The 26,739-nt window shown below is 55.9% G+C and carries 32 protein-coding genes and 1 tRNA gene; 16 read left to right on the top strand and 17 right to left on the bottom strand.

All coding sequences use genetic code 11. The features are described from left to right. The first annotated feature begins 30 nt into the window (after positions 1-30). From ilvD to OKX01_RS17530, 11 genes are all read left to right on the top strand, one after another. Positions 31-1,743, top strand: coding sequence for a dihydroxy-acid dehydratase (gene ilvD, locus OKX01_RS17580; protein ID WP_094198022.1), 1,713 nt, complete (start codon positions 31-33; stop codon positions 1,741-1,743). A 1-nt stretch (position 1,744) separates the two neighbouring features. After that, on the top strand, positions 1,745-2,641 hold the full coding sequence (locus OKX01_RS17575) for an NAD(P)-dependent oxidoreductase (RefSeq protein WP_264672184.1): 897 nt from the start codon (positions 1,745-1,747) through the stop codon (positions 2,639-2,641). 13 nt (positions 2,642-2,654) lie between these two features. Continuing rightward, a complete protein-coding gene (locus OKX01_RS17570; protein ID WP_264672183.1) occupies positions 2,655-3,485 on the top strand; it encodes a hydroxypyruvate isomerase family protein in 831 nt (276 codons plus the stop codon). A gap of 3 nt (positions 3,486-3,488) precedes the next feature. After that, positions 3,489-4,436: an NAD-dependent epimerase/dehydratase family protein gene (locus tag OKX01_RS17565; RefSeq protein WP_264672182.1), complete on the top strand. Its 948-nt coding sequence runs from the start codon at positions 3,489-3,491 to the stop codon at positions 4,434-4,436. 51 nt (positions 4,437-4,487) lie between these two features. Continuing rightward, a complete protein-coding gene (locus tag OKX01_RS17560; protein WP_264672181.1) occupies positions 4,488-5,528 on the top strand; it encodes a TRAP transporter substrate-binding protein in 1,041 nt (346 codons plus the stop codon). Between the two features lie 68 nt (positions 5,529-5,596). After that, on the top strand, positions 5,597-6,100 hold the full coding sequence (locus OKX01_RS17555) for a TRAP transporter small permease (RefSeq protein ID WP_234354354.1): 504 nt from the start codon (positions 5,597-5,599) through the stop codon (positions 6,098-6,100). Continuing rightward, complete coding sequence (locus OKX01_RS17550) at positions 6,093-7,385, top strand: TRAP transporter large permease (protein ID WP_094198016.1); 1,293 nt, start codon at positions 6,093-6,095, stop codon at positions 7,383-7,385. The genes OKX01_RS17555 and OKX01_RS17550 overlap by 8 nt, the downstream gene beginning before the upstream one ends. Positions 7,386-7,400: 15 nt before the next feature. Next, positions 7,401-7,730 carry an NIPSNAP family protein gene (locus OKX01_RS17545; RefSeq protein ID WP_094198015.1) on the top strand — a complete coding sequence of 110 codons (330 nt, stop codon included), beginning with the start codon at positions 7,401-7,403 and terminating at the stop codon, positions 7,728-7,730. Further along, the gene (locus OKX01_RS17540; RefSeq protein WP_125277158.1) at positions 7,727-8,677 is read left to right on the top strand and encodes a 2-hydroxyacid dehydrogenase; all 951 of its coding nucleotides are present in this window, start codon (positions 7,727-7,729) and stop codon (positions 8,675-8,677) included. Before OKX01_RS17545 ends, OKX01_RS17540 begins: the two co-directional genes overlap by 4 nt. A gap of 466 nt (positions 8,678-9,143) precedes the next feature. After that, the gene (locus tag OKX01_RS17535; protein WP_264672180.1) at positions 9,144-10,277 is read left to right on the top strand and encodes an alpha-hydroxy acid oxidase; all 1,134 of its coding nucleotides are present in this window, start codon (positions 9,144-9,146) and stop codon (positions 10,275-10,277) included. A gap of 58 nt (positions 10,278-10,335) precedes the next feature. Continuing rightward, the gene (locus OKX01_RS17530; RefSeq protein WP_108728391.1) at positions 10,336-10,734 is read left to right on the top strand and encodes a GFA family protein; all 399 of its coding nucleotides are present in this window, start codon (positions 10,336-10,338) and stop codon (positions 10,732-10,734) included. A 68-nt stretch (positions 10,735-10,802) separates the two neighbouring features. Here the strand turns inward: OKX01_RS17530 and OKX01_RS17525 are convergent. Further along, positions 10,803-10,878 (bottom strand) — tRNA-Thr (locus OKX01_RS17525). 247 nt (positions 10,879-11,125) lie between these two features. On the opposite strand from OKX01_RS17525, the gene cysP reads away from it, so the two are divergent. The 3 genes from cysP to cysW are packed head-to-tail and all read left to right on the top strand — an operon-like array spanning position 11,126 to position 13,863. Next, positions 11,126-12,130 (top strand): thiosulfate ABC transporter substrate-binding protein CysP, encoded by a 1,005-nt coding sequence (cysP, locus tag OKX01_RS17520; RefSeq protein ID WP_094198009.1) that lies wholly within the window; start codon positions 11,126-11,128, stop codon positions 12,128-12,130. A 3-nt stretch (positions 12,131-12,133) separates the two neighbouring features. Next, a complete protein-coding gene (gene cysT, locus OKX01_RS17515; protein ID WP_264672179.1) occupies positions 12,134-13,024 on the top strand; it encodes a sulfate ABC transporter permease subunit CysT in 891 nt (296 codons plus the stop codon). Continuing rightward, a complete protein-coding gene (cysW, locus tag OKX01_RS17510) occupies positions 13,021-13,863 on the top strand; it encodes a sulfate ABC transporter permease subunit CysW (RefSeq protein WP_094198007.1) in 843 nt (280 codons plus the stop codon). Before cysT ends, cysW begins: the two co-directional genes overlap by 4 nt. A 168-nt stretch (positions 13,864-14,031) precedes the next feature. Here the strand turns inward: cysW and OKX01_RS17505 are convergent, their stop codons facing one another. The 5 genes from OKX01_RS17505 to petA all read right to left on the bottom strand — a co-directional run bounded on the left by OKX01_RS17505 (position 14,032) and on the right by petA (position 18,155). After that, on the bottom strand, positions 14,032-14,457 hold the full coding sequence (locus OKX01_RS17505; RefSeq protein WP_094198006.1) for a ClpXP protease specificity-enhancing factor: 426 nt from the start codon (positions 14,455-14,457) through the stop codon (positions 14,032-14,034). 6 nt (positions 14,458-14,463) lie between these two features. Continuing rightward, positions 14,464-15,072, bottom strand: a complete 609-nt coding sequence (locus OKX01_RS17500; RefSeq protein ID WP_094198005.1) for a glutathione S-transferase N-terminal domain-containing protein — start codon at positions 15,070-15,072, stop codon at positions 14,464-14,466. 126 nt (positions 15,073-15,198) lie between these two features. Next, positions 15,199-16,053: a cytochrome c1 gene (locus tag OKX01_RS17495; RefSeq protein WP_094198004.1), complete on the bottom strand. Its 855-nt coding sequence runs from the start codon at positions 16,051-16,053 to the stop codon at positions 15,199-15,201. A 19-nt stretch (positions 16,054-16,072) separates the two neighbouring features. Continuing rightward, positions 16,073-17,461: a cytochrome b gene (locus tag OKX01_RS17490; protein WP_094198003.1), complete on the bottom strand. Its 1,389-nt coding sequence runs from the start codon at positions 17,459-17,461 to the stop codon at positions 16,073-16,075. Between the two features lie 49 nt (positions 17,462-17,510). After that, positions 17,511-18,155 (bottom strand): ubiquinol-cytochrome c reductase iron-sulfur subunit, encoded by a 645-nt coding sequence (gene petA / locus OKX01_RS17485; protein WP_094198002.1) that lies wholly within the window; start codon positions 18,153-18,155, stop codon positions 17,511-17,513. 126 nt (positions 18,156-18,281) lie between these two features. Between petA and mscL the strand changes: the two genes are divergently transcribed. After that, positions 18,282-18,737, top strand: a complete 456-nt coding sequence (mscL, locus tag OKX01_RS17480; protein WP_094198457.1) for a large conductance mechanosensitive channel protein MscL — start codon at positions 18,282-18,284, stop codon at positions 18,735-18,737. Between the two features lie 181 nt (positions 18,738-18,918). Here mscL and OKX01_RS17475 read toward each other — a convergent pair whose 3' ends face one another. Beyond that, a complete protein-coding gene (locus OKX01_RS17475; RefSeq protein WP_094198001.1) occupies positions 18,919-19,695 on the bottom strand; it encodes a Nif3-like dinuclear metal center hexameric protein in 777 nt (258 codons plus the stop codon). Between the two features lie 25 nt (positions 19,696-19,720). Between OKX01_RS17475 and OKX01_RS17470 the strand changes: the two genes are divergently transcribed. Then, on the top strand, positions 19,721-20,887 hold the full coding sequence (locus tag OKX01_RS17470; RefSeq protein ID WP_249460464.1) for a S1C family serine protease: 1,167 nt from the start codon (positions 19,721-19,723) through the stop codon (positions 20,885-20,887). A 245-nt stretch (positions 20,888-21,132) separates the two neighbouring features. Here OKX01_RS17470 and tatC read toward each other — a convergent pair whose 3' ends face one another. From tatC to hisB, 10 genes are all read right to left on the bottom strand, one after another. Next, complete coding sequence (gene tatC, locus OKX01_RS17465; RefSeq protein WP_094197999.1) at positions 21,133-21,900, bottom strand: twin-arginine translocase subunit TatC; 768 nt, start codon at positions 21,898-21,900, stop codon at positions 21,133-21,135. Beyond that, a complete protein-coding gene (gene tatB / locus OKX01_RS17460; protein WP_125277144.1) occupies positions 21,897-22,388 on the bottom strand; it encodes a Sec-independent protein translocase protein TatB in 492 nt (163 codons plus the stop codon). The genes tatC and tatB overlap by 4 nt, the downstream gene beginning before the upstream one ends. A 17-nt stretch (positions 22,389-22,405) precedes the next feature. After that, complete coding sequence (gene tatA / locus OKX01_RS17455) at positions 22,406-22,639, bottom strand: Sec-independent protein translocase subunit TatA (protein WP_094197997.1); 234 nt, start codon at positions 22,637-22,639, stop codon at positions 22,406-22,408. Between the two features lie 12 nt (positions 22,640-22,651). Next, a complete protein-coding gene (locus tag OKX01_RS17450; protein ID WP_094197996.1) occupies positions 22,652-23,020 on the bottom strand; it encodes a histidine triad nucleotide-binding protein in 369 nt (122 codons plus the stop codon). A gap of 83 nt (positions 23,021-23,103) precedes the next feature. Beyond that, positions 23,104-23,457: a phosphoribosyl-ATP diphosphatase gene (locus tag OKX01_RS17445; RefSeq protein WP_094197995.1), complete on the bottom strand. Its 354-nt coding sequence runs from the start codon at positions 23,455-23,457 to the stop codon at positions 23,104-23,106. Continuing rightward, positions 23,454-23,858 (bottom strand): phosphoribosyl-AMP cyclohydrolase, encoded by a 405-nt coding sequence (hisI, locus tag OKX01_RS17440; protein WP_108728395.1) that lies wholly within the window; start codon positions 23,856-23,858, stop codon positions 23,454-23,456. The genes OKX01_RS17445 and hisI overlap by 4 nt, the downstream gene beginning before the upstream one ends. Next, the gene (gene hisF, locus OKX01_RS17435; RefSeq protein ID WP_094197993.1) at positions 23,858-24,649 is read right to left on the bottom strand and encodes an imidazole glycerol phosphate synthase subunit HisF; all 792 of its coding nucleotides are present in this window, start codon (positions 24,647-24,649) and stop codon (positions 23,858-23,860) included. The genes hisI and hisF overlap by 1 nt, the downstream gene beginning before the upstream one ends. Continuing rightward, a complete protein-coding gene (gene hisA / locus OKX01_RS17430) occupies positions 24,646-25,386 on the bottom strand; it encodes a 1-(5-phosphoribosyl)-5-[(5-phosphoribosylamino)methylideneamino]imidazole-4-carboxamide isomerase (protein WP_094197992.1) in 741 nt (246 codons plus the stop codon). Before hisA ends, hisF begins: the two co-directional genes overlap by 4 nt. A 77-nt stretch (positions 25,387-25,463) precedes the next feature. Further along, positions 25,464-26,111: an imidazole glycerol phosphate synthase subunit HisH gene (gene hisH / locus OKX01_RS17425; RefSeq protein ID WP_094197991.1), complete on the bottom strand. Its 648-nt coding sequence runs from the start codon at positions 26,109-26,111 to the stop codon at positions 25,464-25,466. A 20-nt stretch (positions 26,112-26,131) separates the two neighbouring features. Continuing rightward, positions 26,132-26,719 carry an imidazoleglycerol-phosphate dehydratase HisB gene (gene hisB / locus OKX01_RS17420; protein ID WP_094197990.1) on the bottom strand — a complete coding sequence of 196 codons (588 nt, stop codon included), beginning with the start codon at positions 26,717-26,719 and terminating at the stop codon, positions 26,132-26,134. Between the last annotated feature and the right edge of the window lie 20 nt (positions 26,720-26,739).

Genomic DNA, 26,739 nt, shown 5'->3' with positions numbered 1-26,739 from the left:
CTTTCAACTACTCATTCCCCACCAAAGACCATGCTAAAAAAACATAGATCAAAAGCAGTGACCGAGGGCGTAACCCGCACCCCACACCGAGCCTTTCTGCGTGCAACGGGCCTGGATGATGATGACCTGGACCGCTCGATGGTCGCCATCATCGGAACCGCCGGAGACAACACACCCTGTTCCAAATCGCTGGGCCCGCAGGCAGACAGTGTGCGCCTGGGGGTTGCACAAGGTGGTGGCGTGCCCGTCATGATGAACACGATTTCCGTGTCTGACGGCACCTCCATGAACCACGCTGGCATGCGCATGAGTCTGGTCTCGCGCGAGATGATTGCCGACAGTATGGAAATAGCCGTGCGTGGTCACGCCTATGATGCTTTGGTCGGTTTGGGTGGTTGTGACAAGACCTTGCCCGGCACCTTGATGGCCATGGCACGGCTTAATGTTCCCTCGGTGTTCATTTATGGCGGTTCCATGTTGCCGGGCTACTCGCCCGATGGCACTGAAAATACCGTGCTGACCGCCATTGAAGGGGTGGGCCGCTACCAGACCGGGGCGATTTCCCTGGAGCAGTTGCACGGCATCGAGCGCAACTGTGCCATGACTGTCGGCTCCTGTCCGGGCCAGTTCACTGCCAATACCATGGGTATGGTGGCCGAGGCTTTGGGCATGTCCTTCCTGGGGTCTTCGACCACACCAGCGGTCTACAGCCAACGACACGCACTGGCTCGCCGTGCCGGTCGTCGGGTGATGGAAATTCTGGAAAATGGTGGTCCACTGCCGCGTGATCTCATCACACGCAAGAGCCTGGAAAATGCCGCTGCGGCTGTGGCTGCGACGGGCGGCTCAACCAACGTGGCCTTGCATATCCCTGCTATAGCGCACGAGGTGGGTATCCGCTTCACCATGGATGATCTGGCTGAGGTCTTTAACCGCACACCTCTTATCGCCGACTTGCAGCCCGGTGGCCGTTATCTGGCACGCGATCTGGACGTGATCGGTGGGGTGCCCGTCGTGCTCAAGGCTCTCTTGAAGAGCGGGCACCTGCACGGCGATGTGTTGACCATTACCGGTGAAACTTTGGCCGAGGCCTTGGAAAGTTTCCCCGATGTTGATGGTCGTATCGTGCGTAGCAGTGATCAGCCTATTCATGCGTCAGGCGGTCTGGTTGTGCTCAAGGGCAATCTGTGTCCGGACGGGGCCTTGCTGAAGATTGCCGGTTTGAAGTCTCTGGTTTTTGAAGGCCGCGCCCGTGTCTTTGAAACCGAGGAAGATTGTATGGCCGTGGTGTCCAGGCAGGCCTACGAGACTGGCGATGTACTGATCATTCGCAATGAAGGCCCCAAAGGCGGCCCCGGCATGCGCGAGATGCTAAGCGTTACCGCCGCCATTTACGGCCATGGCAATGGCGAGAAAGTGGCACTGCTGACCGATGGCCGTTTCTCGGGTGCGACACGCGGCATGTGCATCGGCTATGCCAGCCCTGAAGCGGCAGCCGGTGGGAACATCGGCTTGGTGCGTGACGGTGACCGTATCACCATCGACGCTACGCAAAGCAGCATGCAGTTGCATGTGTCCGATGAGGAACTGGCCGTACGCCGGGCGCAATGGAAACCCTATGTACGAGATCGTTTGGCGGGCGCGTTGGAGAAGTACGCACGTCTGGTTGGGCCGACCAATGAAGGGGCAGTGACCCATTCGGGTGCTGCCCAGTGGCCGCAAGAACAGCTTGAGGACGTATAAGATGAAACTCGGTTTTTGCGGTTTAGGATTGATGGGTGCTGCTATGGTGCAGCGCCTGCTGAAAGCGGGCCACGAGGTCAAAGTCTGGAACCGTTCCAGGGAAAAGGCCGAGCCCTTGGCGGCGCTCGGTGCGCAGATTGTGAGCACGCCATGCGAAGCGGCTGAAGGCACCGACGGTGTCTTGCTATGCCTGTTTGACGCCAAGGCTGCCGAGGCCGTGGTGTTCGGTGCGGATGGCATTGCTCAGGCAGCAGGTCTTAATTGGCTGGTGGATCACTCCAGCATCGACCCGGAAGCCACGCGCAACTTGGCCGCTCGTTTGGCGCAAAGTTGCGGGGCTGACTGGATTGATGCCCCAGTGTCTGGCGGTATTCCAGGCGTGGAGGCCGGTACGCTGGCCATCATGACAGGTGGTAGCGAAACCCATATGCCCGAGGCCGAGGCTACCATGCGCGCCTATGCCGGCAATATCACGCATATGGGGCCTTCTGGGACCGGGCAGGCGACCAAACTGTGCAACCAGGCTATCGTGGCGACCTCGATCGCGGCACTGGCCGAAGCCATTGGCTTTGCACGACGCAATAACATCAATGTGGACAAACTGGCACCCGCACTGGCGGGCGGCTGGGCGGACTCCAAGCCCTTGCAGATCTTTGCCCCGCGCATGATAGAAGCACAGGCAAAAAGCATCGGTGCGCTGTCCACCATGCTCAAGGATATCGACACCCTGATCGCCAATGCTCAACAAAGTGGTGCGCCTATGCCGGTGGCGGCCAGCGTGCAGCAAATGTTGCGTGTGGCTAGCGCCATGGGTTTAGGTCAGGCCGAAGTGTCTGCCTTGGTCAGTGTCGTTCTGCCTGAGCAGCGTGACGCCTTCCTTCGCCAGATAAGCGCATAAGGCGGGCAGCCCCATGCAACTATCCGCTAATCTCAGTTGGTTGTATCGGCACCTGGACTGGAGCGAACGCTTTGAGGCTGCGGCGGCCGATGGTTTTAAGGGTGTTGAGATTTTGCTGCCCTATGACTACGCTCCGGCGTGGTACGCGCAGCAACTGCAAACCACAAAGCTGGAGCTGACGCTCATCAATACGCCAATAGGCGAGGGGCAGGGCAGGCTGGGCTGGGCGGCGATTCCCGGCGCACAGACCCAGTTTCGGCAAGCCTTTGATCGTGCCCGTGCGGTTGCACAGGCGGCCGGGTGCCGTCGTATCCACGTGATGGCGGGCGATGTCAGCCCCTTTGCGCAGGAAGACGGTCGGGCCGCACTGATCAGTAATCTGGAACATGCTTTAGCCTTGGCTGAAGCGGATGATTTGATCCTGACGCTGGAAGCGCTCAATCGCAGTGATATGGCCGGGTATTTTTATTATTTGCCCGAACAGGTCATAGAGGTGCTCCAGCATTTCAATTCCCCGCGCCTGCGCCTGCAATTTGATTACTACCACTGCGTCAAAGAAAGTTTGGACGTCCGTTCCAGCGTTGCGGCCTGTGCGCCCTGGATCGGCTATGTGCAGATCGCGGGTGCCGATGGGCGCTACGAGCCGGATCTTGCACAACATGATTTGCTGGAAGGCGTGGCTGCCTTGCCCACTTTGGGCTACGACGCTTGGCTGGGCTGCGAGTATCAGCCTCGCGCATTGCCGTCAGAAGGTTTGGCCTGGTGTCAGCCCTTGCGTGATCGCAGTGTGCTGGCTGTGCCCCATCGCCATGCTGTAGCTTGCCCGCAGGCTGCCGGGAGATAAGCCATGAAGCATGTCTTGATTACCGGCGCCAACGGCTACATCGGTCAAGCGCTGGCCCGTGCGGTAGCCAAACGTTTGGCGGCCAAAGAAATTCAAAGCCTGACCTTGGTGGATCTGGCTTTTGAAGAGCAAAGCTATCACTACGAGCCTGGCCTGCGCTGCATTAGCGGTGACTTGTCCGATGAAACCGTGCTGCAGGCCGCTTTGACCCCTGTTCCTGATACGGTTTTCCATCTGGCCTCGGTGACCAGTCGGCTTGCTGAGGAGAATTTCGCGCTGGGCCTGCGCGTCAATATCGCCGGCACGGTGAGCTTGTTCGAGCACTTGCGACAACAAGAACAGTGCCCCGTTGTGGTGTATGCCAGCAGTATTGGTGTCTTCGGTACGCCGCTGCCCCAGCAGGTAGATGACAACACCCCAGTGGCACCCACCTTAAGTTACGGGACGCAGAAGCGGATGGTGGAGTTGCTGTTGGCCGATTACAGCCGCCGTGGCTTTCTGGATAGTCGCTCGGTTCGCTTGCCTACCGTGGTTGCCAGGCCCATGACTGCCGAAACGGCGCTGTCTTCATTTGCCAGCTCCTTGATTCATGCCCTTGCCGCTGGTAGCACTTACGAGTGTCCCATCGGCCCGCAGGGGTGGATATGGCTGCTTTCTTTGCCTTCCTGCGTACAACATCTTTTGACAACGGCAAGCATCGAAACGGTCCGCTTGCCGGAGGGGCGAGTATGGAATCTGCCCGCCCAGCGTCTTCAAGTTGCAGACCTGGTACAGGCTGCGAAATCCCGCTATGGCCGGGGGGCCGATGCGGGTTTGCGTTTTCAGTCCAACCCCCAGTTTGATCGGCAGTTTGCCCAGTGGCCACCGTTGACAACGGCAATCGCCACGCAGTTGGGTATGCAGCATGACGGTGACGTCAAAACCTTGATTGAACAGGCTCTTGTTTCCTGAAGGGCCTGGCTAACTATACCTATAACGATCTACCACTAAAAAGGATTCCCCATGAAGAACCGATGGATTTCTCGCCTGTTGGGTATTGCCTTAACGAGCCTGGGTGTGGCGGCAGGTCCCGCAAAAGCGGACAAACCGGTGGAGCTGACTTTTTCGGCCTGGATTCCGCAGACACATGTTTTGGTCGCTAATTTCATGAAGCCCTGGGCCAAAGAGGTGGAGCAGGCCACCGAAGGGCGCGTCAAGATCAACTTCCTGACCAAGGCGGCCACTAACCCGGTTGGGCATCTGGATGCGGTACGCAATGGTCTGGTTGATCTGGCCTTTATTTCCTACTCCTATTACCCCGGCAATTTCGATTTGATGAAATTTGCCATGCTGCCGTTTTCGGGCAATAGCGCCGAGTCCACCTCGCTGGCAGCGTGGGATATCTATAGCAAGTATCTGCAAGATGCCAAAGAGCATCGCGGTATCAAGTTGCTGGGCATTTATGGTCACGGCCCGGGCAGTGTTTACACCACAGAAAAACAGGTACAAAACATTGCCGACTTCGATGGCCTGAAGCTGCGTATTGGCGGTGGCATGCAGGCCGATCTGTCCAAGGCGCTGAATGTGAATGCGGTGGTAAAGCCTGCTTCCGAATCGTATGAACTGCTTAGCACCGGCGTGGTGGATGGGGTTCTTTTCCCGCCTGAATCGGTTGTTTCGTTTCGTCTGGACAGCGTCGTCAAACATGCGACGGTTTTTCCCGGCGGCCTTTATGCCGATTTGCACGGCATCATCATGAATCCGGGTGCCTTTGATCGCTTGTCTGAAAAAGACCGCGAGATTGTGATGGGGCTTTCGGGTGAGCATATCGCGCGCATGGGGGGCAAGGCCTGGGGTGATGCGGATGTGGCCGCCCTGAAAACCCTGCAGGCAAGTCATGTGCAGTTTCACCCTGCCAGTGAAGAGCTGATTGCCGCCGTCAAAGAGCGCACAGCTTCGTTCGAGCAAACCTGGCTTGCTGCTGCAAAGGCCAAGGGCATAGACGGGCCTGCCGTGCTGGCCGAGTTTCGTGCCGATCTGAAAGCGCGGGAAAGCGGCCAGTGATCAGCGTATTCAGACTGTCTTGAACCTGCTGGACGCCGCGTGCGCCAGCAGTCCCGGAGCTACAAAGCATGAACTCCATTCTCTCTTTATTAAGAGCGGGTCTTCGGCGTTTGACTGAGTTATGCATGGTCTCGCTGGCCTTGCTGACTTTGGCCGATGTACTAGGACGCTACATTTTCAACGTGTCGGTGATGGGTGCGGTAGAACTGACGGAAATACTCATGGTGGGGGTGATCTTCTGCGGCATTGTCTTTGCCACCATGGCGCGTGAACACATTGTGGTCGACCTGGTGCCCGTTCCCGGTGGGGATAGGGGCGCGCGAGTCGTTCATATCTCCAGCCACTTGCTGGCAGCGGGGATCAGTGCCTTGCTGGCTATGGTCAGCTGGACACAAGCCGAGTCGGCGGCCGAGTACGCTGATCAGACCACCTTGCTGGGGCTGCCATTGGCTCCGGTTGTTTACTTCATGAGCATCATGCTGTTCGTCAACACACTGGTGGAGTTGGGGCAGCTTGGCCGAAGCAGGAACGCAAAGACGGCCCATCTGGAACAAGAGGCACAGAATGACTGAAGCGCTGATTGGCTTTGCAGCCATGCTCCTTTTGATCTTCCTGCGGGTGCCCGTAGCGTTTTCCATGGCCCTGGTGGGTTTTATCGGTGTTGGCATCATGCGCAACTGGCCCTCGGCCTACGCCATGACCGGCGCAGTGGTGCGTGAAAGCGGTTTTCAATATTTGCTGTCGGTGCTGCCGCTGTTCATCTTGATGGGTAACTTCATTACTCAAGCCAAATTGTCCAAAGAGCTTTACGCTGCCGCCTATGCATTTTTGGGGCATAGAAAGGGTGGGCTGGCCATGTCTACGGTAGTGGCCTGTGGTGGTTTTGGCGCGGTGTGTGGCTCCAGTCTGGCGACGGCGGCCACCATGTCCAAAGTGGCCTACCCGCAAATGCGTAGGCTCGGTTACAGCCGTGCCTTGGCTTCTGGTTCGATCGCTGCGGGTGGCACGCTGGGCATTCTGATTCCACCCTCAATTGTGATGGTGGTCTACGCCATCTTGACCGAACAAAGCATAGGCAAGATGTTTGCCGCCGGTGTTCTGCCCGGCCTGTTGGCTGTGGGTCTCTACCTCTTGGCGGTCAGATGGACGATCTGGCGCGACCCTAATGCCGGGCCTCCCGGTGAACGCATGAGTTGGAAAGAGCGTTTGAGTGCGCTGCGCGATGTCTGGGGGGTGCTGGTGTTGTTCATTATCGTGATGGGCGGCATTTATGGCGGGGTATTTAGCTCTACTGAAGCGGCTGGGATTGGTGCTTGCGGTGCCTTTCTGTTCGCGCTGCTGCGTGGCCGTTTGACCTGGCAGACACTGTCCAATGTGCTGGTTGAGTCGGCGCGTACGACGGGCATGTTGTTCTTGGTGCTGATCGGCGCCTTGCTGTTTTCCAGCTTTATCAATTTCACCTCCATGCCCAGCGACTTGCAGGACTGGGTGCAGCAGTTCGAGATGAGCCCGATCGTAGTGATTTTGCTGATTTGCGCGATTTATATCGTGCTGGGCAGTGTGTTGGAGAGCATGTCCATGGTCTTGCTGACCGTGCCTATTTTCTACCCGCTGGTGCAGCACCTGGGCTTTGATCTGGTCTGGTTCGGCATCATCGTAGTGGTGGTCACAGAAATCAGTTTCATCACCCCGCCTGTGGGCATGAACGTCATGGTGCTGAAAAGCCTGCTGCCCGACGTGAAGATGGGCACGCTGTATCGGGGAGTCTTGCCTTTTGTGGTAGCGGATATTTTCCGCCTGGCGGTGCTCTTGGCTTTTCCAGTTATTTCGCTGCTCTTGCCCAAATACCTTGGATAACAACGGATTCGCAACATGATTATCGACCAAAGAACCTATACCATCCCTACCGGCCTGCTGCGCGACTTCCTGTCCCTGTATGCAACGCAAGGGCGTGCCGTACAAATCGAACATCTGGGCGCTTGTCACGGCTACTACACCACGGAAGTAGGCGAACTGAATCAGGTGGTGCATCTGTGGGCATACAAGGATATGGCTGACCGGGAAGCCCGTCGTAACGCACTGGAGGCTGACCCGCGCTGGTTGGCTTATCGTCGCAAGGCCTGTGCTGCCGGTCATGTCATACGCCAGAGCAATGCCCTGCTTAAACAAGTTGATTTCGACGTCTTTACAAGCGAAGCATGACCATGAACCCGAAGATTCTTCAAGCCTGCCCCTTGCCGCCTCCTCTGGCGGGCAAACTGCCTGCCTTGTGTCCGGTTGAAACCCTGAGTGATGCGCCCGATCAAGCGCTGTTCTTGCGTGAGCGTGGCGGTGAGTTTACGGTGCTGGTCACCACAGGAACGCAGGGCGCAGACAAGGGGCTGATTGAGGCACTGCCTAATTTGAAGGCTATTTGTAGCCTGGGCGTGGGCTACGATGCCATCGACCTGGATGCAGTCCGTGCGCGTGGGGTGATGCTGAGCAATACTCCAGACGTTCTTAACGACTGCGTGGCCGACTTGGCGATTGGTTTGTTGATCGATGTGGTGCGTGGCATTTCGGCTTCCGACCGACATGTCCGGCGTGGTGACTGGCCTCGTGTCGGCCCGACCATGCCCAGCACTCGGGTCAGTGGCAAGCGCCTGGGCATGCTGGGTATGGGACGAGTCGGGCAGGTTATTGCGCGTCGCGCTATCGGCTTTGATATGGAGATCCGCTATCACACACGTAGCGCCAAACCCGAATTGCCTTGGCAGCACGAGCCTTCATTGCTGGCTTTGGCGCAATGGTGCGATTTCCTGATCGTGGCGTGCCCCGGCAGCCCGCAAACTTACCATCTGGTGTCTGCCGAGGTCTTGAGAGCCTTGGGGCCCAACGGCTACCTGGTCAATGTCGCTCGCGGCTCTGTGGTGGATGAAAAAGCCTTGGTGGCGGCTCTTGATAATGGCCAATTAGGCGGCGCCGGGTTGGATGTGTTCGAGAACGAACCCGATGTGCCTGCCGAGTTGTTAAGTAACGAGCGGGTAGTCGTGCTGCCTCATGTAGGGAGCGCAACCCGTGAAACCCGTGCCGCCATGTGCGAGCTGGTGTTAAAGAATGTTGAGAGTTACCTTACGCAAGGCAGTCTTGTGACGCCGGTTAGATTGTAAAGACTGCCTCAGGAATAACGCAGCGGTTTCAAGCTTCTGGCTTGAACTGCTGCTTCTTTCTGAGCCAGTGTTAGCCAGTATTGCCTGGTTTGCAAAGTTTTGAGTACCTGTTAAGCACCAGGTCACGAAGTTGCCCTATTTACAGGGTTGGAGTAATCGCTCTGCTTTCGACTAATGACCAAATACCGAATCTGGAGATGGGTCGTATTAGTGGGAAGTCCGTGACGAGCAGGAGTTAGCTAGCCAAGGTGCCGGCGTATCTGCTTGGTCGCCCCTTATACGACCCTCCGTCTGCCCGTCGTCAGCTTGGTCGCCTGTTCTTGCCAACACGTTCTCCTTTGGCTGAGCAGAAACAGACGTGTTTTCTTTGCATGGAGCGGTGCTTTCAACTATATACTTGATGCTTAAACAATTAAATTGAATCGGGCCTTGTACGCCCGGCATCAGGTGGGAGGCAGCTTGCATCATGCGGCTCAATATTCAAGATTTTCAGGTAGCGGCCCAAAGCAGCCTGCCACGCTTTGTCTATGACTATGTTGCTGGTGGGGCAGAAGACGAACTCTGTCTGGCTCGTAATCAGGCAGATTTGCAGACGCTGACTTTGTCGCCACGCAGTTTGTGTGATACGTCGGCGGTATCAACAGAAATAGAGGTATTTGGACGCCGATGGGCTGCGCCTTTTGGTGTCGCTCCCGTTGGCTTGATCGATGTCGTGCGTCCACGTGGGGATCTGCACGCAGCGCGTGCCGCAGGCAAGGCGGGCTTGCCGTACATTTTGTCCACTGCCTCCAATAGCCCTTTGGAGCAGGTGCGTGAAGTCTGCGAAGGCCCATGCTGGATGCAGTTGTATGTGATGCAAGACAGGGGCATGGCCAATTCCATTCTGGATCGCGCCCGCCAAGCCGGGTTCGAAGCCTTGGTTTTGACCGTCGATGTGCCTGTAGGTGGTTATAGAGAAAAGGACATACGCCACGGCTTCAAATTGCCGTTTCGTCCAGGCCCCCGCTTATTGTTGGATATGGCTTCTCAGCCCCGCTGGCTGTGGCGTCAGGCTTTGGCCGGCCAACCCCAGTTTGTCAACCTGATGCCCACGCAAGGAGCCACTTCTGCTCAGGCACAGGCAGCACTGCTGGCGCGAAGCATGGACCGCCGCTTGATTTGGGATGATGTCTCCTGGCTGCGTTCCAAGTGGGACGGCCCGTTGCTGATCAAAGGTGTGCTCCATCCTGAAGATGCGCGTCAGGCCTTGCATTACGGTGTAGATGGACTGATTGTGTCCAATCACGGTGGCCGACAACTGGATTGTGCGCCTTCAACAATCAGCGTTCTCCCGCAAATCATGGATATCGTCAAAACGCAGATGCCGGTGTTTATCGATAGCGGCTTTCGGCGTGGTGCAGATGTCGCCAAGGCCATCGCTTGTGGAGCGACGGGCGCATTCCTGGGACGTGCCGTCGCCTACGGTTTGGCTCAAGGCGGCGAGCAGGGCGTCTTTGACGTGTTGGGCTTGGTCGCTCAGGAGCTGGAACGGACGATGATTTTATTGGGGGCTTCATGCCCGGCAGATTTGACCCAATGTCTTGTATCCTCTATCGAGTAAGGTGTCCGACGCCCGCTGAAATCTGCGGCGGGAAACTTACTCTTTGGAGGTATGGCGTGTGAAAGGAAGCTGTCTTTGCCAAGGCGTGGTCTTTGAGATTACCGGCGCTATTACGAACCTGCTCTATTGCCATTGCAGCATGTGTCGCAAGTCGCATGGTTCTGCATTCAGGGCGCGGGGCAAGGTCAAGACCAAGGAATTTCATTGGCGTCGCGGTCAGGAACTGCTGCGGTTTTATGAGTCATCGCCAGGAGAGCACCGGGGTTTTTGCTCCAGGTGCGGGTCAAATATTTTGACTAAATTCGATCAAAAACCAGAAGAGCTGGGCTTGGCGTTAGGGGTGTTGGACGATGACCCTGGTCTGCGTCCCACTTGTCACGTTTTCGTGGGCTCAAAAGCCGCGTGGCATGAGATTGCTGATGGGCTTATTCAGTACGAGGGGTTCCCGCCTGGCTAGCAGCAAGACTCGGACAGCAGAAAAACAAAACGCCAAGCTTTTGAAAGCTTGGCGTTTTGTTTTATTCGTGGTGCCGGCTAAAGGAGTTGAACCCTCGACCTTCGCATTACAAGTGCGCTGCTCTACCAACTGAGCTAAGCCGGCGAATTGACGATTATAGCCGGAATTTTCGAGAAGAAGCAATCACCAGAAAAATATTGATGTGGTCCAAGACTCACAGGCTCAGCCAGTAAGTAGGTTCTGGTTATAAGCGCATGATGAAAATGTCGTTTTAAATGCCTTTCTCCCTACCCATAATCTGATCTATCCAAGCTGTGCTTATATAGAAAGCGCACAATTGAACATCAGTGACGGGCTCCGAAGGCCGCGTCCGGGAACGTTGGGGAACACCATGAAATTGAAGTCTGTTGTTGGCTCTGCCTTGTTGTTGACGTCTTTGCTGGGTGGTAACGTCAGCGCCCAGGTTTCTTTGCTGAATGCCTCGTTTGATGTGGCGCGCGAGACATTTGCGGCGATCAACCCCAAGTTTGTCGAGCACTGGAAAGCCACTACGGGCGAAGACATCAAGATTGATCAGTCTTTTGCCGGAACTTCCCGTCAGGCCCAGGACATTATTCAGGGCAAGAAAGTCGATACCGTGACCTTCAACCAGGTCACCGATATTGAGTTCCTGGCCGAGCGCGGCGCGGTGGCCAAGGACTGGGCCACTAAATTCCCGAACAACAGCTCGCCTTACTACAGCACTATCGCTTTCCTGGTGCGCAAGGGCAATCCCAAGAACATCAAGTCCTGGGATGATCTGGTGCGTGACGATGTGAAACTGGTGTTCCCGAACCCCAAGACCTCGGGCAATGCTCGCTACACCTATTTGGCGTCCTGGCTGTATGCCAATGAAGCCTTTGGCGGTGATGAAGCCAAGATCAAAGAGTTTGTCGGTAAGGTGCTGGCTAATGTCGAGAGCTTCCCCACCGGGGGCCGTGGTGCGACTGTGGCTTTTGCCCAGAATGGTCAGGGTGATGTGTTGCTGACTTTTGAATCCGAAGTGCTTAATATTGCCGCCAGCGATGAATTCAAGGGCAGTGAACTGGAAGTGGTGGTGCCCCCCGTCAGCGTATTGGCTGAGTTCCCCGTAGCCGTGGTGGATCGTGTGGTTGACCAGAAGGGCACCCGCAAGGAGGCGACCGAATACCTGAAGTTCCAGTACACCCCGGAGATTCAGCGTCTGTTGGCTGGTTTCAACTACCGTGTGACGGATCCTGCTGTTGCCAAGGAGTTTGAGTCCAAATACGCACCGGTCAAGTTGATCAACCCCACCGACCTCCTGGGTTCCTGGACTGATATTCAAAGCCGCCACTTTGCCGCGAATGGCGTGTTGGACCAGTTGCTGGCCAAGTAATTCATGAGCCGTACTCTTGTGGGCGGGGTGCAGGATTCCGGGGCGAAGACTGCGCTAAAGCCACTCTTTTTTCTGCGTCGCCCCGTCATGCCGGGTTTTGGGCTGAGCTTTGGCTTTAGCGTCCTGTACCTGTCCATTATTGTGCTGCTGCCTTTGTCGGCCTTGTTCATGTACGTCAGTGAAATGAGTCTGGCCGATTATTGGCGTGCGGTCACGGATAAGCGCGTCGTCAGCAGCTATCAGGTTACGATCAGCGCTGCCCTTTACTCCACCCTGACTGCTAGCGTGGTGGGGTTCATTATTGCCTGGATCATCACGCGCTTTGAGTTTCCGGGGCGTCGCCTGATCGATGCTTTGGTAGACCTGCCGTTTGCCTTACCGACTTCGGTAGCGGGTTTGACCTTGGCGACGCTGTTTGTGCCCGGCGGCTGGTTTGGTCAGTTTCTGCCGGAAGGCTGGAAGATCGCCTATCAATACCCCGGCATTGTTCTGGCCATGACCTTTACCAGTTTGCCCTTTGTGGTGCGTATTGTGCAGCCCGTGATTGAAGAGCTGGGGGCCGAGTACGAAGAGGTTGCCCACACACTGGGTGCCAGTGGCTGGCAGACGTTCAGCAAAGTGGTGTTTCCTCCGCTGATTCCTGCGCTGGTCACGGGAGCCTCCCAGGCTTTTATCCGCAGTTTGGGTGAGTTCGGCGCAGTTATCATGATTGCTGGCAACATTCCCTACAAAACCGAAGTGTCGTCCCTGATGATTTTTGTGCGCCTACAAGAATTCAACTATCCGGCGGCGGCGGCGATTGCCTCGGTGATCTTGATCGCCTCCTTGCTGCTGCTGTTCACCTTGCAACTAGTGCAGAATCGCTTGTTGGGCTGGCAGCGGAGGGCGTCATGAGAAAAACACCTAAAAGCACGGCTGATCGCCTGATTCTGGCCTTGGGCATTGCCTTGGTGCTGGGGCTGCTGGTGGTCCCCCTGATACTGATCTTCTCCAAAGCCTTGGGCGATGGTTTGCCAGCTTTATGGAGCAATCTGCAAGAGGACTACATGCTGCACGCCATTGGGCTTACCCTGTTTGTGGCGGTGCTGACGGTGCCCCTGAACATGGTCTTTGGCATTCTGCTGGCCTGGTGTCTGACGCATTACGAGTTTCGTGGCCGCCGTTTGCTCAGTACCTTGGTGGATTTGCCTTACGCGGTTTCTCCGGTGGTAGCTGGCCTGTGTTATCTGGTGGTCTACGGTGTGGAGTCGTCTCTGGGACAGTGGTTAAGCGCACGTGATATCCAGTTGATGTTCGCCTGGCCGGGAATCCTGATGGTCACGATCTTTGTGACCACGCCTTATGTGGCCCGTATCCTGATTCCTATCATGCAGGCGCAAGGTTCGGACGCGCAGGCGGCGGCGTTAAGTCTGGGTGCCAATGGTTGGCAGATCTTCTGGCACGTCACGCTGCCGGATATCAAATGGGCCTTGCTGTATGGCGTGGTGCTGACCAATGCTCGTGCGATTGGCGAGTTCGGCGCGGTGTCCGTGGTGTCTGGCACCATCATGAATCAGACCTTGACCTTGTCCCTGCTGGTGGATCAGTTGAACAACGATAACAAGGCGGCTGCGGCCTTTACAGCGGCTGCGCTACTGGCTCTATTCGCCATCGTGTCCGTGATGCTCAAGAGCTTGTTGGAGTGGCGTGTGGCGGCTGGGCGTCGTCGCAATCAGGCTGAGGCGGTGCAGTAGGGGTAGAACTTAGCGTGCTTAATTAAAGAGAGTGTTCTTGGCTGCGCTCAGTGACAATGCAAGTGCTTGGGTGACCGGTTCTACTATTTGATATCTGTAGTAGAACTGGTTATCCAAGAGGTAAAAAAGGCTCCTTACGGAGCCTTTTTTGTCTGCGTCGAACGCGCCTTATTTGACGATTTTCAGGTGCGAGACCTTGTCAGCGTCTTTTTTGGCAACGGGCGCTTCCGGTGTCGCTTCAGGGGCTGCCTCTGGTGCTTCGCCTTCCGCGTAAGGCTCGGATTCGACGACCTCAAAACCCATGCCAGCGCCTGTTTCGCGTGCGTAGATGGCCGATACGGCCGCTACGGGCACGAAAATGTCTTCCGTGACACCGCCGAAGCGGGCCTGGAATTCAATGTAATCGTTACCCAGGATCAGGCCATTGGTGGCCAGATGCCCAATATTCAGGGTGATTTGACCATCCTGAATATGGCCGCGTGGAACAACAGTGTTGGCGTCTACCGTGACCACAATGTGTGGTGTGTATCCGTGATCGGAACACCATTCGTGTAGAGCGCGCAACAGGTAGGGTTTGGTAGAGGTCTCTTGCATAATGAATTAGCGACGCATGACTTTTTCGGAAGGCGTCAGCGCTTCAATGTAAGCAGGACGCGAGAACACGCGCTCGGCGTACTTTTGCACAGGAGCAGCGCTCTTGGGCAGTTCGATACCGTAGTGGTCCAGGCGCCAGAGCAGGGGAGCGATCGCCACGTCCAGCATGGAGAATTCTTCACCCAGCATGTATTTGTTCTTGAGCAGGATCGGAGCCAACTGCGACAAGTGGTTGCGGATTTGCTGACGGGCCAGTTCTTGTGCCTTGGCATCCGTGTTGCGGCGGTCTTCCAGGGCAGCCACGTGTACAAACAGTTCCTTCTCGAAGTTGTACAGGAACAGGCGAGTACGGGCGCGCATGGTAGGGTCCGCAGGCATCAGCTGAGGATGCGGGAAACGCTCATCAATGTATTCATTGATGATGTTCGATTCGTACAAGATCAGGTCACGTTCTACCAGGATGGGCACCTGTCCGTAGGGGTTCATGACGGCGATATCTTCAGGCTTGTTGTACAAGTCGATGTCGCGGATCTCGAAATCCATGCCTTTTTCAAACAACACAAAACGGCAGCGCTGTGAGAATGGGCAAGTTGTTCCAGAGTAGAGCACCATCATGGTAGGAGATTCCAGTCGTAGAAATAAAAACAAGAGCCTCACGGCTCAGAACTTAAAACCCTGCAGAGGGTTTTAACAATAAAAAGCCGGGCAGGCTAGTTAGGCCTGCCCGTCTAGCATAGCGTTTTACTTGATGTCTTTCCAGAAAACGCTGTTCAGGCGCCATGCAACGGCAAAGAACAAGAGCAGGAACAGGATGACGCCCACACCAATTTTCTTGCGCTCCAGTTGCACAGGTTCTGCCATCCAGTCCATGAAGTTGGCCAGGTCGGCGACATCGCTGTCGTACTTGGCAGCCATCTTGGCATTGACGGGCTCGAGCTTGACCGAGTCGGAGGCATGGCCAGTGTAATTGTCCAATACTTCTGTTTTGACGGACGAGAAGCCGGCGGGATCGTAGCTGGCGACTGTCTTGACCCACTCTTTGCTGCCATCGTCTTTGGCGGTTTCAGCCACGGTCGTACGGTGCAAAGTCACACCACCTTGGCGCTCCCACATGGCGTGAGGCATACCCACGCTTGGGAAAACCAGGTTATCCCAGCCTGTAGGACGGGATGCGTCACGGTAGAAAGTGCGCAGGTAGGTGTAGATGTAGTCTGCGCCGCTAGGGCCCAGGTTGGTGGACTTGGCACGTGCAATCACGGACAGGTCAGGAGGAGCAGCACCAAACCATTTTTTGCCCATTTCCGGGGTCATGGCGATCTTCATCAGATCACCCACCTTGTCCGAGGAGAACAGCAAGTTTTTCTTGATGTCTTCTTCGGTCAGGCCGATATCTGTCAGCTTGTTGTAGCGCATGGAGTTGGCGCTATGACAGTTCAGACAGTAGTTCACAAACAGTTTTGCGCCATTTTGCAAAGCCGCCATGTCATTCATGCGGTCGGGCGCGCGCTCCAGGGCATAGCCACCTTCGGCGGCCACAGCCACCGTGCAGGTAAGGGACAAGGCCAGAGCGCCAAGCAGTTTTTTAATCATGGTCATTCCGTTTCGTGTTGGGGGCCTAGTGAGGGCGGAAAGTCACGCGATCAGGTTCGGGTTTGAATGTACCCATGCGGCTCCATACTGGCATCAACAGGAAGAATGCCAGGTAGATTACCGTACCGATCTGGCTCAGCAGGTTGAACAAGTCGTTCGGGGCCTGCGTGCCCAGGTAACCCAAGATCAGGAAGTTGATGATGAAAATCGCGTACAGCACTTTGTGCCAAGTAGGACGGTAACGAATCGACTTCACAGGCGATTTGTCCAGCCAAGGCAGGAAGAACAGGATCACGACCGTACCACCCATGGCCACCACGCCCCAGAACTTGGCGTCGATAACACGCAGCAACACAGCAACAGCGATCAGGATGGCTGGAACAGCCAGACGCCAGATACCGGGCAGCTTGCCTTTGACGAACAGCACCAGCGCGCCCAGCACGGAAGCACCGGCCAGAACCCAGGTAAAGTCAGCGGTTGTGGCACGCAGCATGGAGTAGAAAGGCGTGAAGTACCAGACAGGCGCAATGTGTGGAGGAGTCTTTAGCGCATCGGCTGGGCTGAAGTTGTTGAACTCCAGGAAGTAGCCGCCCATTTCAGGGGCAAAGAACACAATCGCGGCAAACACAATCAGGAAGCCAGCCACACCCAGGATGTCGTGTACCGAGTAGTAGGGGTGGAAGGGAATGCCATCCAAAGGACGACCTTGTGCGTCTTTGGGGCCGTTCTTGATTTCGATACCGTCAGGGTTGTTGGAACCGACTTCGTGCAGCGCGATCAGGTGAGCCACAACCAGGCCAAGCAGGACCAGAGGCACAGCAATGACGTGCAGCGCAAAGAAGCGGTTCAGGGTGGCGTCGGACACCACGTAGTCACCACGGATGAAAATAGCCAGGTCAGGACCAATGAAAGGAATGGCCGAGAACAGGTTAACAATCACCTGGGCGCCCCAGTAGGACATCTGGCCCCATGGCAGCAGGTAGCCCATGAAGGCTTCAGCCATCAGACAGAGGAAAATGGCAACGCCAAAGATCCACACCAGTTCACGAGGCTTGCGGTAAGAACCGTAGAACAAGCCGCGCAGCATGTGCAGGTACACCACCACGAAGAACATGGAAGCGCCTGTGGAGTGCATGTAGCGGATGATCCAGCCACCGGGCACTTCGCGCATGATGTACTCAACCGACTCAAAGGCCAGTTTGGCATCAGGCTTGTAGTTCATGACCAGAAAAATACCAGTCACAATCTGGATGACCAGCACCAGCAGTGCCAGGGAACCAAAGAAGTACCAGAAGTTGAAGTTCTTCGGCGCGTAATATTCTGACATGTGCTCTTTGTACATGGATGTCAGGGGGAAGCGCCTGTCAATCCATCCCAAGAGTCCTGTCGTTTCGACGGTTTTCTCGCCAGCCATGAAACGGCTCCTTTATCTTTTAAATAGTACGTATTGGGTTACAGCCGCCTTAGGCCTTGTTGTTTTCGTCTACGCCGATGGTAACCATCGTGCCGTCGGCCGAGAACTCGTAGGGCGGGATTTCCAGATTGTCCGGAGCAGGCTTGTTGCTGTAGACCCGGCCGGCCAGGTCAAACGTGGAGCCGTGGCAGGGGCACAGAAAGCCGCCTTCCCAACCACCGGGCAGACCGGCGCCAGCGCCAGCGGCCAGATGCGGGGTAGGGGAGCAACCCAGGTGGGTGCAAATACCGATACAGATAAAGATTTCAGGGCGACGCGAACGGTATTCGTTCTTGGCGTACGCGGGGGTGTAGCCGGGACGGTCCGAGTCAGGGTCGGCCAATTGGCTATCGAGCTTGGGCAGGGCGTCCAGTTGCTCTTGGGTGCGGTGCAGAATCCAGACCGGTTTCCCGCGCCATTCAACGGTGCGCATCTGACCGGGGGCGATATTGGAAATATCAACCTCTACGGGAGCGCCGGCCGCTTTTGCTTTCTCCGAAGGAGCAAAGGAGCTGACAAAGGGAACAGCTGTTGCCACACCAGCAACACCACCTAATGCACAGGCGGTGGCGACCCAGGTGCGGCGCGAAGGATCGGGCGGAAGATTGAAATCAACCGCGCCTCTGGCATCGGGCTGTGTCGTGTTCTGACTCATTCTAGTATCCTTATTCCTGCCCGACTCGGGCAATACCACAATTTACGGATTTGGGCCTGGGTATATTATTCAACCGCACATTATACGCGTTACCCAGCGCAGCATAACTTGATCAAAGGTGAACATATGAACAAGGCTCGAGGTTTCCTGAACGAATTCCGGGAGTTCGCCGTTAAAGGCAACATGATGGACCTTGCGGTCGGTGTCATTATTGGCGCTGCTTTCGGCAAGATTATCGACTCGCTGGTAAAAGACATCATCATGCCCGTCATCAGTTTCATCCTTGGCGGCGAGGTGAATTTTACCAATCAGTTCACAGTCTTGCGTAGACCAGAGGGCTTTACCGGCCCAGAAACCCTGGAAGCTTTGAGGTCGGCAGGGGCTGTTGTTCTTTCGTGGGGTAGCTTCCTGACCATTTTGATCAACTTCATCTTGCTGGCCTTCGTGGTGTTTTGCATGGTCAAGATGATTAACCGTATGCGCGCCACGGTGGCCAAGGAAGAAGCAGCGGAAGTCGTTCCCGCGCCAACCCCTGAAGACGTGCTGTTGCTGCGTGAGATCAGGGATTCGCTGAAAAAATAAAAGCCCAAACGTATCAAAGCTTTAAGGTGCCTTTCGGCACCTTTTGTTTATGTAAACCCACCGGCAGGGCCAAGTTTGCCCGCGCCGGATGCCTGATTTTAGCCTTTCCTGGCCTGGGCTTGTCTAGCCATGCGGGGCTTTAAAGCTTGTTCAAGGTCATATGTGCTGGTTTTTGGTGAAGTCAGATCGGGTTGTCCATGTCGATGAACTCCACCTCAATACCAAATTGACGCGCAATTTCCTCACCCAGAGCTTTGGCGCCGTAGCGTTCGGTGGCATGGTGGCCGGCAGCCATGAAGGCAATATTGTTTTCCTGTGCGCTGTGAAAGGTCTGTTCTGAGGCCTCACCGCTGATATAAAGATCGGCTTGGGCGGCAACGGCACTATCAATAAAACCCTGTGCGCCTCCCGTGCACCAGGCGATTCGGCGGACTTTTCGTTGTAAATCACCAACAATTAGTGGTTTGCGGTGTAAGTTATTGCAAACTGTCAGGCCGAATGTTTCCAGTGAAACGGGGGCAGGCAGTTCACCCAGCCAGACCAGTCCGTCCGGGCCACAGGTTTGTGCCAAGCCGTTTGCATCACGGAGCACCTCAATGCCTAATTGCCGAGCCAGTTGAGCGTTGTTGCCAAACTCGGGATGCGCATCCAGGGGCAGGTGATAGCCCAAGAGGTTAAGCTGATGCGACAGGACGCGTTCGATACGAGTTTTTCGGGTGCCAACAATACATGGGTTCTCGTTTTTCCAGAACCAGCCGTGGTGTACCAAAATTGCGTCCGCCTGGCGGGCAATAGCGGCATCAATCAGCGCCAGCGAGGCCGTTACGCCGGTGACAAGTTTGCCAATATAGGGCTTGCCTTCGACCTGGAGCCCATTGGGACAGTAGTCCTTGAAACGGGTGATATCCAAGGTGCTATTGAGCCAGTTGGCCAGTTCTGCCGTTGAAACCTGAGTCATGGAAATCCTTATCTGAAAGAGTGCTATGCGTCGATTGTGGCTAGTATTTGCTCAAGCGGTGACGATCTGCTTAGCGGGTTTTTTTATTGTGGTGACATTCAGGCCTCAGTGGTTGGGAGCACCCCAGTTACCCGTGCGCACAACTGATGCGGTGGTCATGCCGGCACCGGTTCCTTCTTTACTGGCCCCTGTCGCCCAGGAGAGCCCCTTGTCTTATGCCTCGGCGGTCACCCAGGCCGCGCCGGCTGTCGTTAATGTGTACACCAGCAAGCATTTGGAAGGCAATTCTCCCTTGCTGGAAGACCCCGATTTGCAACGTCTGTTCCGTGAACTGCCTGATCTGATGGGGCGTCGCTCCACAATCAACCTGGGCTCGGGCGTGATCGTACACGAACAAGGCTATATCCTGACCAATTACCATGTGATCGAGGCGGCCGAAGCCATTGAGGTGGCCTTGTCGGATGGGCGTCAGGCCAAGGCTCGCCTGATTGGCTCGGACCCGGAAAGCGATCTGGCTGTGCTCAAGATCGATCTGCCCAAACTGGTGGTGATCCGGACACAGTCCCAGGATCAGTTGCAGGTGGGAGATGTCGTACTGGCTATCGGCAACCCTTTCGGAGTGGGGCAAACCACCACAATGGGTATTGTGTCGGGGCTGGGGCGCAATCGCCTGGGTATCAATATTTACGAGAACTTTATCCAGACAGATGCGGCAATCAATCCGGGCAATTCTGGTGGTGCCTTGGTGGATGTGACGGGCCGACTGGTGGGGATCAATACCGCTATTTATTCTGAAACCGGAGGGTCGCTGGGAATCGGCTTTGCCATTCCTGCTTCGACAGCGCTGGCCATTATGGACGAGATCATTCGTAATGGAGAAGTGACGCGGGGTTGGCTGGGGCTGGAGCCGCAGGACATCACGCCAGACTTGGTCAAGAGCTTCAAGCTGAAAAGTGATGCGGGTGTGATTATTGCCAGCGTGCAGCGTCATGGCCCGGCTGCCGAGGCCCATTTGCTGGTTGGGGATATCGTGTTGGGGTTGAATGGTCAGTCAGTGACCGATTCAATTGATCTGCTCAACCAGATTGGCCCCGTGCAACCTGGACAGACCGTGACGTTACGTGTGCTGCGCGATGGCAAGGAGCTGGATGTTCCTGTCAAGGTTGGTATGCGGCCTCAGGTGCGCAAGTAAGGTCAGCAGCTTCCCTGCTTTTTCCTGGTGGGGTGCCCCTCGAAGAAGGGTTGAAGGGCCATGGCCTTGAGGGCTGTACCGGTTTTTGGCTGTTTTACAGATCGTAGCGGCACAAGGGCTTTGCAACGCGTCTATAAAAGAATGGCTCTCTAGGACTGCTCTTTTTGGAGCAGGGCAAGAGAGCCATTTTTGGGCCTGCACTGACAAAAACCTAGCGTGTACAGACCGATGCTGCTTTGATCGTTTTACAGGTCCAGCTCACGGCCTTCGCTGCTTTCCGTTTCTCGTTTTTTGATCAGGCTGGCGGCCAGAATCCCTAACTCATAGAGCAGGCATAGCGGCGTTGCTAACAGAAGCTGGCTGACCACGTCCGGTGGAGTAACAATAGCAGCGATGACAAAGGCACCCACAATGACATAGCCACGGATTTCACGCAGCTTGGCTACCGTCACAACGCCTGTTTTTACCAGCAAGATCACTGCGATCGGCACTTCAAACGTAATGCCAAATGCCAGGAACATGGTCATGACAAAACCCAGGTAGGCTTCGATGTCCGGAGCTGGCGTAATCGATTGTGGGGCAAACGTGGCGATGAAATGGAAAACGGTGCGGAACACCACGAAATAACAAAATGCCATGCCAGCGATGAACAGCAAGGTGCTGGTCATGATCAGGGGCAACGCCAGTTTCTTCTCGTGGTTATACAAGCCAGGCGCAATAAAGGCCCATGCCTGATAAAGCACAATCGGCAAGGCCAGCACGAAGGCTGCCATCAGGGTGACTTTGACCGGCACCATGAAAGGGGTAATTACCCCCGTGGCGATCATGCGTGTGCCCTCGGGCAGCGAGCTCATCATGGGCTGTGCCAACACATCGTAAATTGCCGAGGCACCCGGATAGGTAAACAACACGATAAAAATTCCCACCACGGCAATAACGGCGCGTAACAGGCGTGTGCGCAGCTCTACCAGGTGAGAGATAAAGGTGTCTTCTTGAGGCGCGTCGGTGCTCATGCCGTAGGTCCTTTAGCGGGGTGGGCGGGAGCATCCGTAGGACGGGGAGCGTCGTCACTGGCAGGCGCGCTAGGCGCTGGTGGGGCGGCTGCATCCGTGCTTGGCTGGCTGGCAGCCGGTTCTGTTAAAGCGGCGTCGGGCGTTGTAGTCGCGCTGTCAGCGGTATCTGAAAAGGCCTTACGTGCGGACTCCGACGCATTTTGTAGCGTGTCGCGCGCTTCGGTCAGAGGCTGGCTCAGGCTTTTGCCTGTGTCCTGGACCGAGCTGCGTACCGAACGCGCAGCGTCTTCCATCTGGTCTTTGAGCTTATTGACCTCATCCAGATTGATTTCACGTTGGATATCGGATTTGACCTCGGTGACGTAACGCTGAGCGCGGCCAAGCAGATGCCCGGCCGTGCGAGCCACTTTGGGAAGGCGCTCCGGACCGATAACGATCAAAGCAACTACACCAATCAGGAGTAGCTCAGTAAAGCTGATATCAAACATGGAGACTCACGTAAAAGTCAGGTGCGATCGGACTTTTCCTTTGCCTGCACATCGATTGTTTGGGGATCTGCCGTACGCTGGCTGACAGACTCGGGATTTTTCTCGTCGTCGCCAACTTCTTTCATGCCTTCTTTAAAACCTTTGACTGCACCGCCCAGATCCGAGCCGATGTTACGCAGTTTTTTGGTGCCGAAAACCAGGGCGACGATGACCAGAACGATCAACCAGTGCCAAATGCTAAAGCTACCCATAATGTATCTCCCTTAAGCAGCCATGGCTGCGCGTTGTTGCCATGGGCGCTCACCGCCCAAGATGTGCATGTGTAAATGGTTGATTTCCTGCCCGCCATCCAAACCGTTGTTGATGACAATGCGGAAACCGCCTTCTGGGCCGGGGCGACAACCAGCCTTTGCGGCCAGGGAAGGAGCCAAAGCCATCATTTTACCCAACCATTCGCTATCCTGGTCCGATACGTCCTGCATGGAGACGACGTGTTTTTTGGGAATGACCAGAATATGAATAGGAGCCGCTGGGTTGATGTCGTGAAATGCCAGAAAATCCTCGTCCTCGTATACCTTTTTGGACGGGATCTGACCGGCAGCAATTTTACAGAAAAGACAGTTCTCGCTCATAGCAACCTCGGTAGCGAAGCACTCGCTGGGCGAATGCTGAAAATCTAGGTATTAGGACAGTGTAGCGCGACTAGATGACAGGATTACGCTTGATCCTTAGGTCGCGAAGCTTTTTCTTCCAATCCCGATGTGCCTTCACGGCGCAGCAGCTCTGTCAGGACATCACGAGGCTCCAGACCATAATAGGTCAGGGCCACCAGGCTATGAAACCACAGGTCTGCGGTTTCGCAGACAATGCGTTCGCGTTCCTGATCCTTAGCCGCCATGACCAGCTCGGTTGCCTCCTCGCCGATCTTCTTCAAGAACGCATCCGGCCCTTTGGCCAGAAGCTTGGCGGCATAGGACGAGGAAGGGTCCCCGCCTTGTGCCGGCAAACGGGACTTCAGAGTGCGGCCAAGATGATCGAGAATAGTCTCGACAGTAGGTTGTTCGTTCATCGGTAAATATGCTCCGGGTCTTTCAGGACGGGATCAACCACCACCCATTGTGCTTGATCGCTCTGGCCTTGCAACTGGCGATAAAAGCAGCTTTCACGTCCCGTATGACAGGCAATCTGACCAAGCTGTTCCACGCTGAGCAAAATAACATCGCCGTCGCAGTCCAGGCGCAAGTCGCTGACGTGCTGCACATGGCCGGATTCCTCGCCTTTGCGCCACAGGCGCTGGCGGGAACGCGACCAGTACACGGCACGGCCAGTACTGACGGTCTCTTGCAGGGACTCCTGGTTCATCCAGGCGACCATCAGGATTTTGCCCGTGGCCTGGTCCTGTGCAATCGCAGGGATCAGACCTTGTTCATCAAAGCGGATTTCAGCCAGCCAGGCCGGTAAGTCTGCCATTAGCGTCGCACCTGAATACCTTGCGCAGCCATGAAATCCTTGGCTTCGGCAATAGTGTGTTGACCATAGTGGAAGATGCTGGCGGCCAGCACGGCACTAGCACCACCTTTGATCACGCCGTCAGCCAGGTCTTGCAGGCCACCCACGCCGCCAGAGGCGATAACGGGCACGGAGACCGCATCGGATACGGCACGGGTCAGTTCCAGATCAAAGCCGGATTTGGTGCCGTCGCGGTCCATGCTGGTCAGCAGCAGCTCGCCTGCGCCATAGTCGGCCATGCGGGCTGCCCATTCCACGACATCCAGACCCGTTCCACGACGTCCGCCGTGAGTAAAGACTTCCCAGCGGGGAGCTTCGTTTTCGGCACTGACACGGCGAGCATCAATGGCGACAACCATGCACTGCGTGCCGTGGTGATCGCTGGCAGCACGCACCAGATCAGGGTTGCTGATGGCGGCGCTGTTAATGGACACCTTGTCCGCACCGGCATTGAGCAGGCGCTGGATGTCCGTGACTTCACGGACACCGCCACCGACTGTCAGCGGAATGAAAATCTGGCTGGCCACCTGTTCGATGATCGGCAAGATCAGATCCCGGTTGTCCGAGGTGGCGGTAATGTCCAGGAAGGTCAGCTCATCGGCACCCTGGTCGTTGTATTTGCGGGCGATCTCTACCGGGTCTCCGGCATCGACCAGATCCACAAAGTTGATCCCTTTGACCACGCGACCGGCGGTGACATCCAGACAGGGGATAATGCGGCAGGCTAATTCGTTGGCAGCAACCTGGCTCATGCCGGGTACTCGTCAGCAAACGTTTGTGCCTCGGCAAAATCCAGGGTGCCTTCATAAATGCTGCGCCCCAAAATGACACCTTCAATCCCTTCGTGCTCGACAGCACACAGGTCTTCGATGTCTTTCAGGTTGGTGACGCCGCCCGAGGCGATCACAGGAATCTTGACGTGCTGAGACAGTTTGACGGTGGCTTCGATATTGACGCCTGTCAACATGCCGTCGCGGCCAATATCCGTATAGATAATGGATTCGCAGCCGTAGTCTTCAAATTTCTTGGCCAGGTCCAGTACGTCGTGGCGTGTCAGCTTGCTCCAGCCATCGGTGGCGATTTTGCCGTCACGGGCGTCCAGGCCAACAATGATGCTGCCAGGAAAAGCGCTGCAAGCGTCCTGCAGGAAACCTGGGCTTTTGACGGCGGCTGTGCCAACAATGACATAGCTCATTCCGGCGTCCAAGTAGCGTTCGATGGTGTCCAGATCGCGGATACCGCCCCCGATCTGTACGGGAATCTCACCGTCAATGGCCGCAATAATGGATTTGATGGCTTCGCTGTTCTTGGGCTTGCCGGCAAAAGCGCCGTTCAAGTCCACCAGATGCAGGCGCCGGGCCCCTTGCTCGAGCCACTGTGTTGCTATTTTGGCCGGATCATCCGAGAAAATAGTGGCGTCGTCCAGGTCACCCTGGCGAAGGCGCACACAACGCCCGTCTTTAAGGTCGATGGCGGGAATCAAAAGCATGGTCTTTAGCCGTAAAAAACGTAAGAAATACTGGGTCGGAAAAAGTCGAAAAGACGCTAGGAAGCTTTATTGAAAAATCATGGCTTCCAGTTGGCGAAATTCCGGAACAGTTGCAGGCCGTTGTCCGCACTTTTCTCAGGATGGCATTGCAACGCAAAAATATTAGCGTTTGCGATCGCCGAGGTAAAGCGTTGGCCATAGTGCGTCGAACCACAAGTTTGATCTATATGCAGCGGATCGACAAAGTAGCTATGCACAAAGTAAAAGAACGCGCCATCTTCAATGCCAGCCCATAAGGGGTGGTCTTGAGTCTGGTGTACGCGGTTCCAGCCAATATGGGGCACTTTCAGCCCGGTGCCGGAGGCGTGGTCGCTGCTTTTGTAGTTTGGGCCCTCAAAACGGCGCACTTGGCCGGGAATCAGACCTAAACAGGGGACATTGCCTTCCTGACTGGAGTCGAACAGCATTTGTTCGCCTACGCAGATACCTAATAAAGGTTTGCTGCGGGCTGCAGTCAGCAAGGCATCGCGCAAACCGGATTGGTCCAGGTGGGCCATGCAATCGGGCATGGCTCCCTGGCCGGGTAATACAACCCGGTCCGCATCCAGAATGGCTTGAGGAGTTTGAGCAAGAACAATGCGCGCATCAGGTGCAGCGGCATGCAGTGCCCGGGCAACCGAGAAGATGTTGCCCGAACCGTAATCGACAATAGCGATAGTGGTCACGATGTGTGTCCAAAGGACGTTTACAGAACCCCTTTGGTCGAAGGCACCACGCCTTCGCTACGTGGGTCCAGCTCCAGAGCCATACGCAATGCTCGACCAAAGGCTTTAAACACGGTTTCGCACTGATGATGTGCGTTTTCGCCGCGCAGGTTATCGATGTGCATAGAAACCAGGGCGTGGTTGACAAAACCCTGGAAAAACTCGCGTGCCAAGTCTACATCGAACTGACCGATTCGTGCGCGGGTAAAGGGCACAAAATAAAACAGACCAGGGCGACCGGAGAAGTCCACGACGACGCGCGACAGGGCTTCGTCCAGCGGCACGTAGGAGTGGCCATAGCGGCGCAGACCGGCTTTGCTACCGACAGCCTTGGCAAATGCCTGGCCCAGCGCAATGCCGATATCTTCGACGGTATGGTGGTCGTCGATGTGGGTATCGCCCTCACAGTGCACATCCAAGTCGATCAGACCGTGGCGGGCAATCTGGTCCAGCATGTGGTCCAGAAAAGGCACACCGCTGTTGAGCGAGTGACGGCCGGTGCCGTCCAGGTTAACGGCCACGCGGATGCGGGTTTCATTGGTATTGCGGGTAATCTCGGCGGTACGCATATCAGAGCCGGCGGCAAGGC

It is taken from the genome of Alcaligenes sp. SMD-FA (assembly GCF_025960365.1).
GTDB classification, from domain to species: domain Bacteria; phylum Pseudomonadota; class Gammaproteobacteria; order Burkholderiales; family Burkholderiaceae_B; genus Alcaligenes; species Alcaligenes aquatilis.
This window is presented reverse-complemented; position numbering and strand designations above follow the sequence as displayed.

Excerpts from the sequence above, each read along its gene's own strand:
- ilvD (WP_094198022.1), top strand. The coding sequence starts at position 31 with ATGCTAAAAAAACATAGATCAAAAGCAGTGACCGAGGGCGTAACCCGC.
- OKX01_RS17575 (WP_264672184.1), top strand. The coding sequence starts at position 1,745 with ATGAAACTCGGTTTTTGCGGTTTAGGATTGATGGGTGCTGCTATGGTG.
- OKX01_RS17570 (WP_264672183.1), top strand. The coding sequence starts at position 2,655 with ATGCAACTATCCGCTAATCTCAGTTGGTTGTATCGGCACCTGGACTGG.
- OKX01_RS17565 (WP_264672182.1), top strand. The coding sequence starts at position 3,489 with ATGAAGCATGTCTTGATTACCGGCGCCAACGGCTACATCGGTCAAGCG.
- OKX01_RS17560 (WP_264672181.1), top strand. The coding sequence starts at position 4,488 with ATGAAGAACCGATGGATTTCTCGCCTGTTGGGTATTGCCTTAACGAGC.
- OKX01_RS17555 (WP_234354354.1), top strand. The coding sequence starts at position 5,597 with ATGAACTCCATTCTCTCTTTATTAAGAGCGGGTCTTCGGCGTTTGACT.
- OKX01_RS17550 (WP_094198016.1), top strand. The coding sequence starts at position 6,093 with ATGACTGAAGCGCTGATTGGCTTTGCAGCCATGCTCCTTTTGATCTTC.
- OKX01_RS17545 (WP_094198015.1), top strand. The coding sequence starts at position 7,401 with ATGATTATCGACCAAAGAACCTATACCATCCCTACCGGCCTGCTGCGC.
- OKX01_RS17540 (WP_125277158.1), top strand. The coding sequence starts at position 7,727 with ATGACCATGAACCCGAAGATTCTTCAAGCCTGCCCCTTGCCGCCTCCT.
- OKX01_RS17535 (WP_264672180.1), top strand. The coding sequence starts at position 9,144 with ATGCGGCTCAATATTCAAGATTTTCAGGTAGCGGCCCAAAGCAGCCTG.
- cysP (WP_094198009.1), top strand. The coding sequence starts at position 11,126 with ATGAAATTGAAGTCTGTTGTTGGCTCTGCCTTGTTGTTGACGTCTTTG.
- cysT (WP_264672179.1), top strand. The coding sequence starts at position 12,134 with ATGAGCCGTACTCTTGTGGGCGGGGTGCAGGATTCCGGGGCGAAGACT.
- cysW (WP_094198007.1), top strand. The coding sequence starts at position 13,021 with ATGAGAAAAACACCTAAAAGCACGGCTGATCGCCTGATTCTGGCCTTG.
- OKX01_RS17505 (WP_094198006.1), bottom strand. The coding sequence starts at position 14,457 with ATGCAAGAGACCTCTACCAAACCCTACCTGTTGCGCGCTCTACACGAA.
- OKX01_RS17500 (WP_094198005.1), bottom strand. The coding sequence starts at position 15,072 with ATGATGGTGCTCTACTCTGGAACAACTTGCCCATTCTCACAGCGCTGC.
- OKX01_RS17495 (WP_094198004.1), bottom strand. The coding sequence starts at position 16,053 with ATGACCATGATTAAAAAACTGCTTGGCGCTCTGGCCTTGTCCCTTACC.
- OKX01_RS17490 (WP_094198003.1), bottom strand. The coding sequence starts at position 17,461 with ATGGCTGGCGAGAAAACCGTCGAAACGACAGGACTCTTGGGATGGATT.
- petA (WP_094198002.1), bottom strand. The coding sequence starts at position 18,155 with ATGAGTCAGAACACGACACAGCCCGATGCCAGAGGCGCGGTTGATTTC.
- mscL (WP_094198457.1), top strand. The coding sequence starts at position 18,282 with ATGAACAAGGCTCGAGGTTTCCTGAACGAATTCCGGGAGTTCGCCGTT.
- OKX01_RS17475 (WP_094198001.1), bottom strand. The coding sequence starts at position 19,695 with ATGACTCAGGTTTCAACGGCAGAACTGGCCAACTGGCTCAATAGCACC.
- OKX01_RS17470 (WP_249460464.1), top strand. The coding sequence starts at position 19,721 with ATGCGTCGATTGTGGCTAGTATTTGCTCAAGCGGTGACGATCTGCTTA.
- tatC (WP_094197999.1), bottom strand. The coding sequence starts at position 21,900 with ATGAGCACCGACGCGCCTCAAGAAGACACCTTTATCTCTCACCTGGTA.
- tatB (WP_125277144.1), bottom strand. The coding sequence starts at position 22,388 with ATGTTTGATATCAGCTTTACTGAGCTACTCCTGATTGGTGTAGTTGCT.
- tatA (WP_094197997.1), bottom strand. The coding sequence starts at position 22,639 with ATGGGTAGCTTTAGCATTTGGCACTGGTTGATCGTTCTGGTCATCGTC.
- OKX01_RS17450 (WP_094197996.1), bottom strand. The coding sequence starts at position 23,020 with ATGAGCGAGAACTGTCTTTTCTGTAAAATTGCTGCCGGTCAGATCCCG.
- OKX01_RS17445 (WP_094197995.1), bottom strand. The coding sequence starts at position 23,457 with ATGAACGAACAACCTACTGTCGAGACTATTCTCGATCATCTTGGCCGC.
- hisI (WP_108728395.1), bottom strand. The coding sequence starts at position 23,858 with ATGGCAGACTTACCGGCCTGGCTGGCTGAAATCCGCTTTGATGAACAA.
- hisF (WP_094197993.1), bottom strand. The coding sequence starts at position 24,649 with ATGAGCCAGGTTGCTGCCAACGAATTAGCCTGCCGCATTATCCCCTGT.
- hisA (WP_094197992.1), bottom strand. The coding sequence starts at position 25,386 with ATGCTTTTGATTCCCGCCATCGACCTTAAAGACGGGCGTTGTGTGCGC.
- hisB (WP_094197990.1), bottom strand. The coding sequence starts at position 26,719 with ATGCGTACCGCCGAGATTACCCGCAATACCAATGAAACCCGCATCCGC.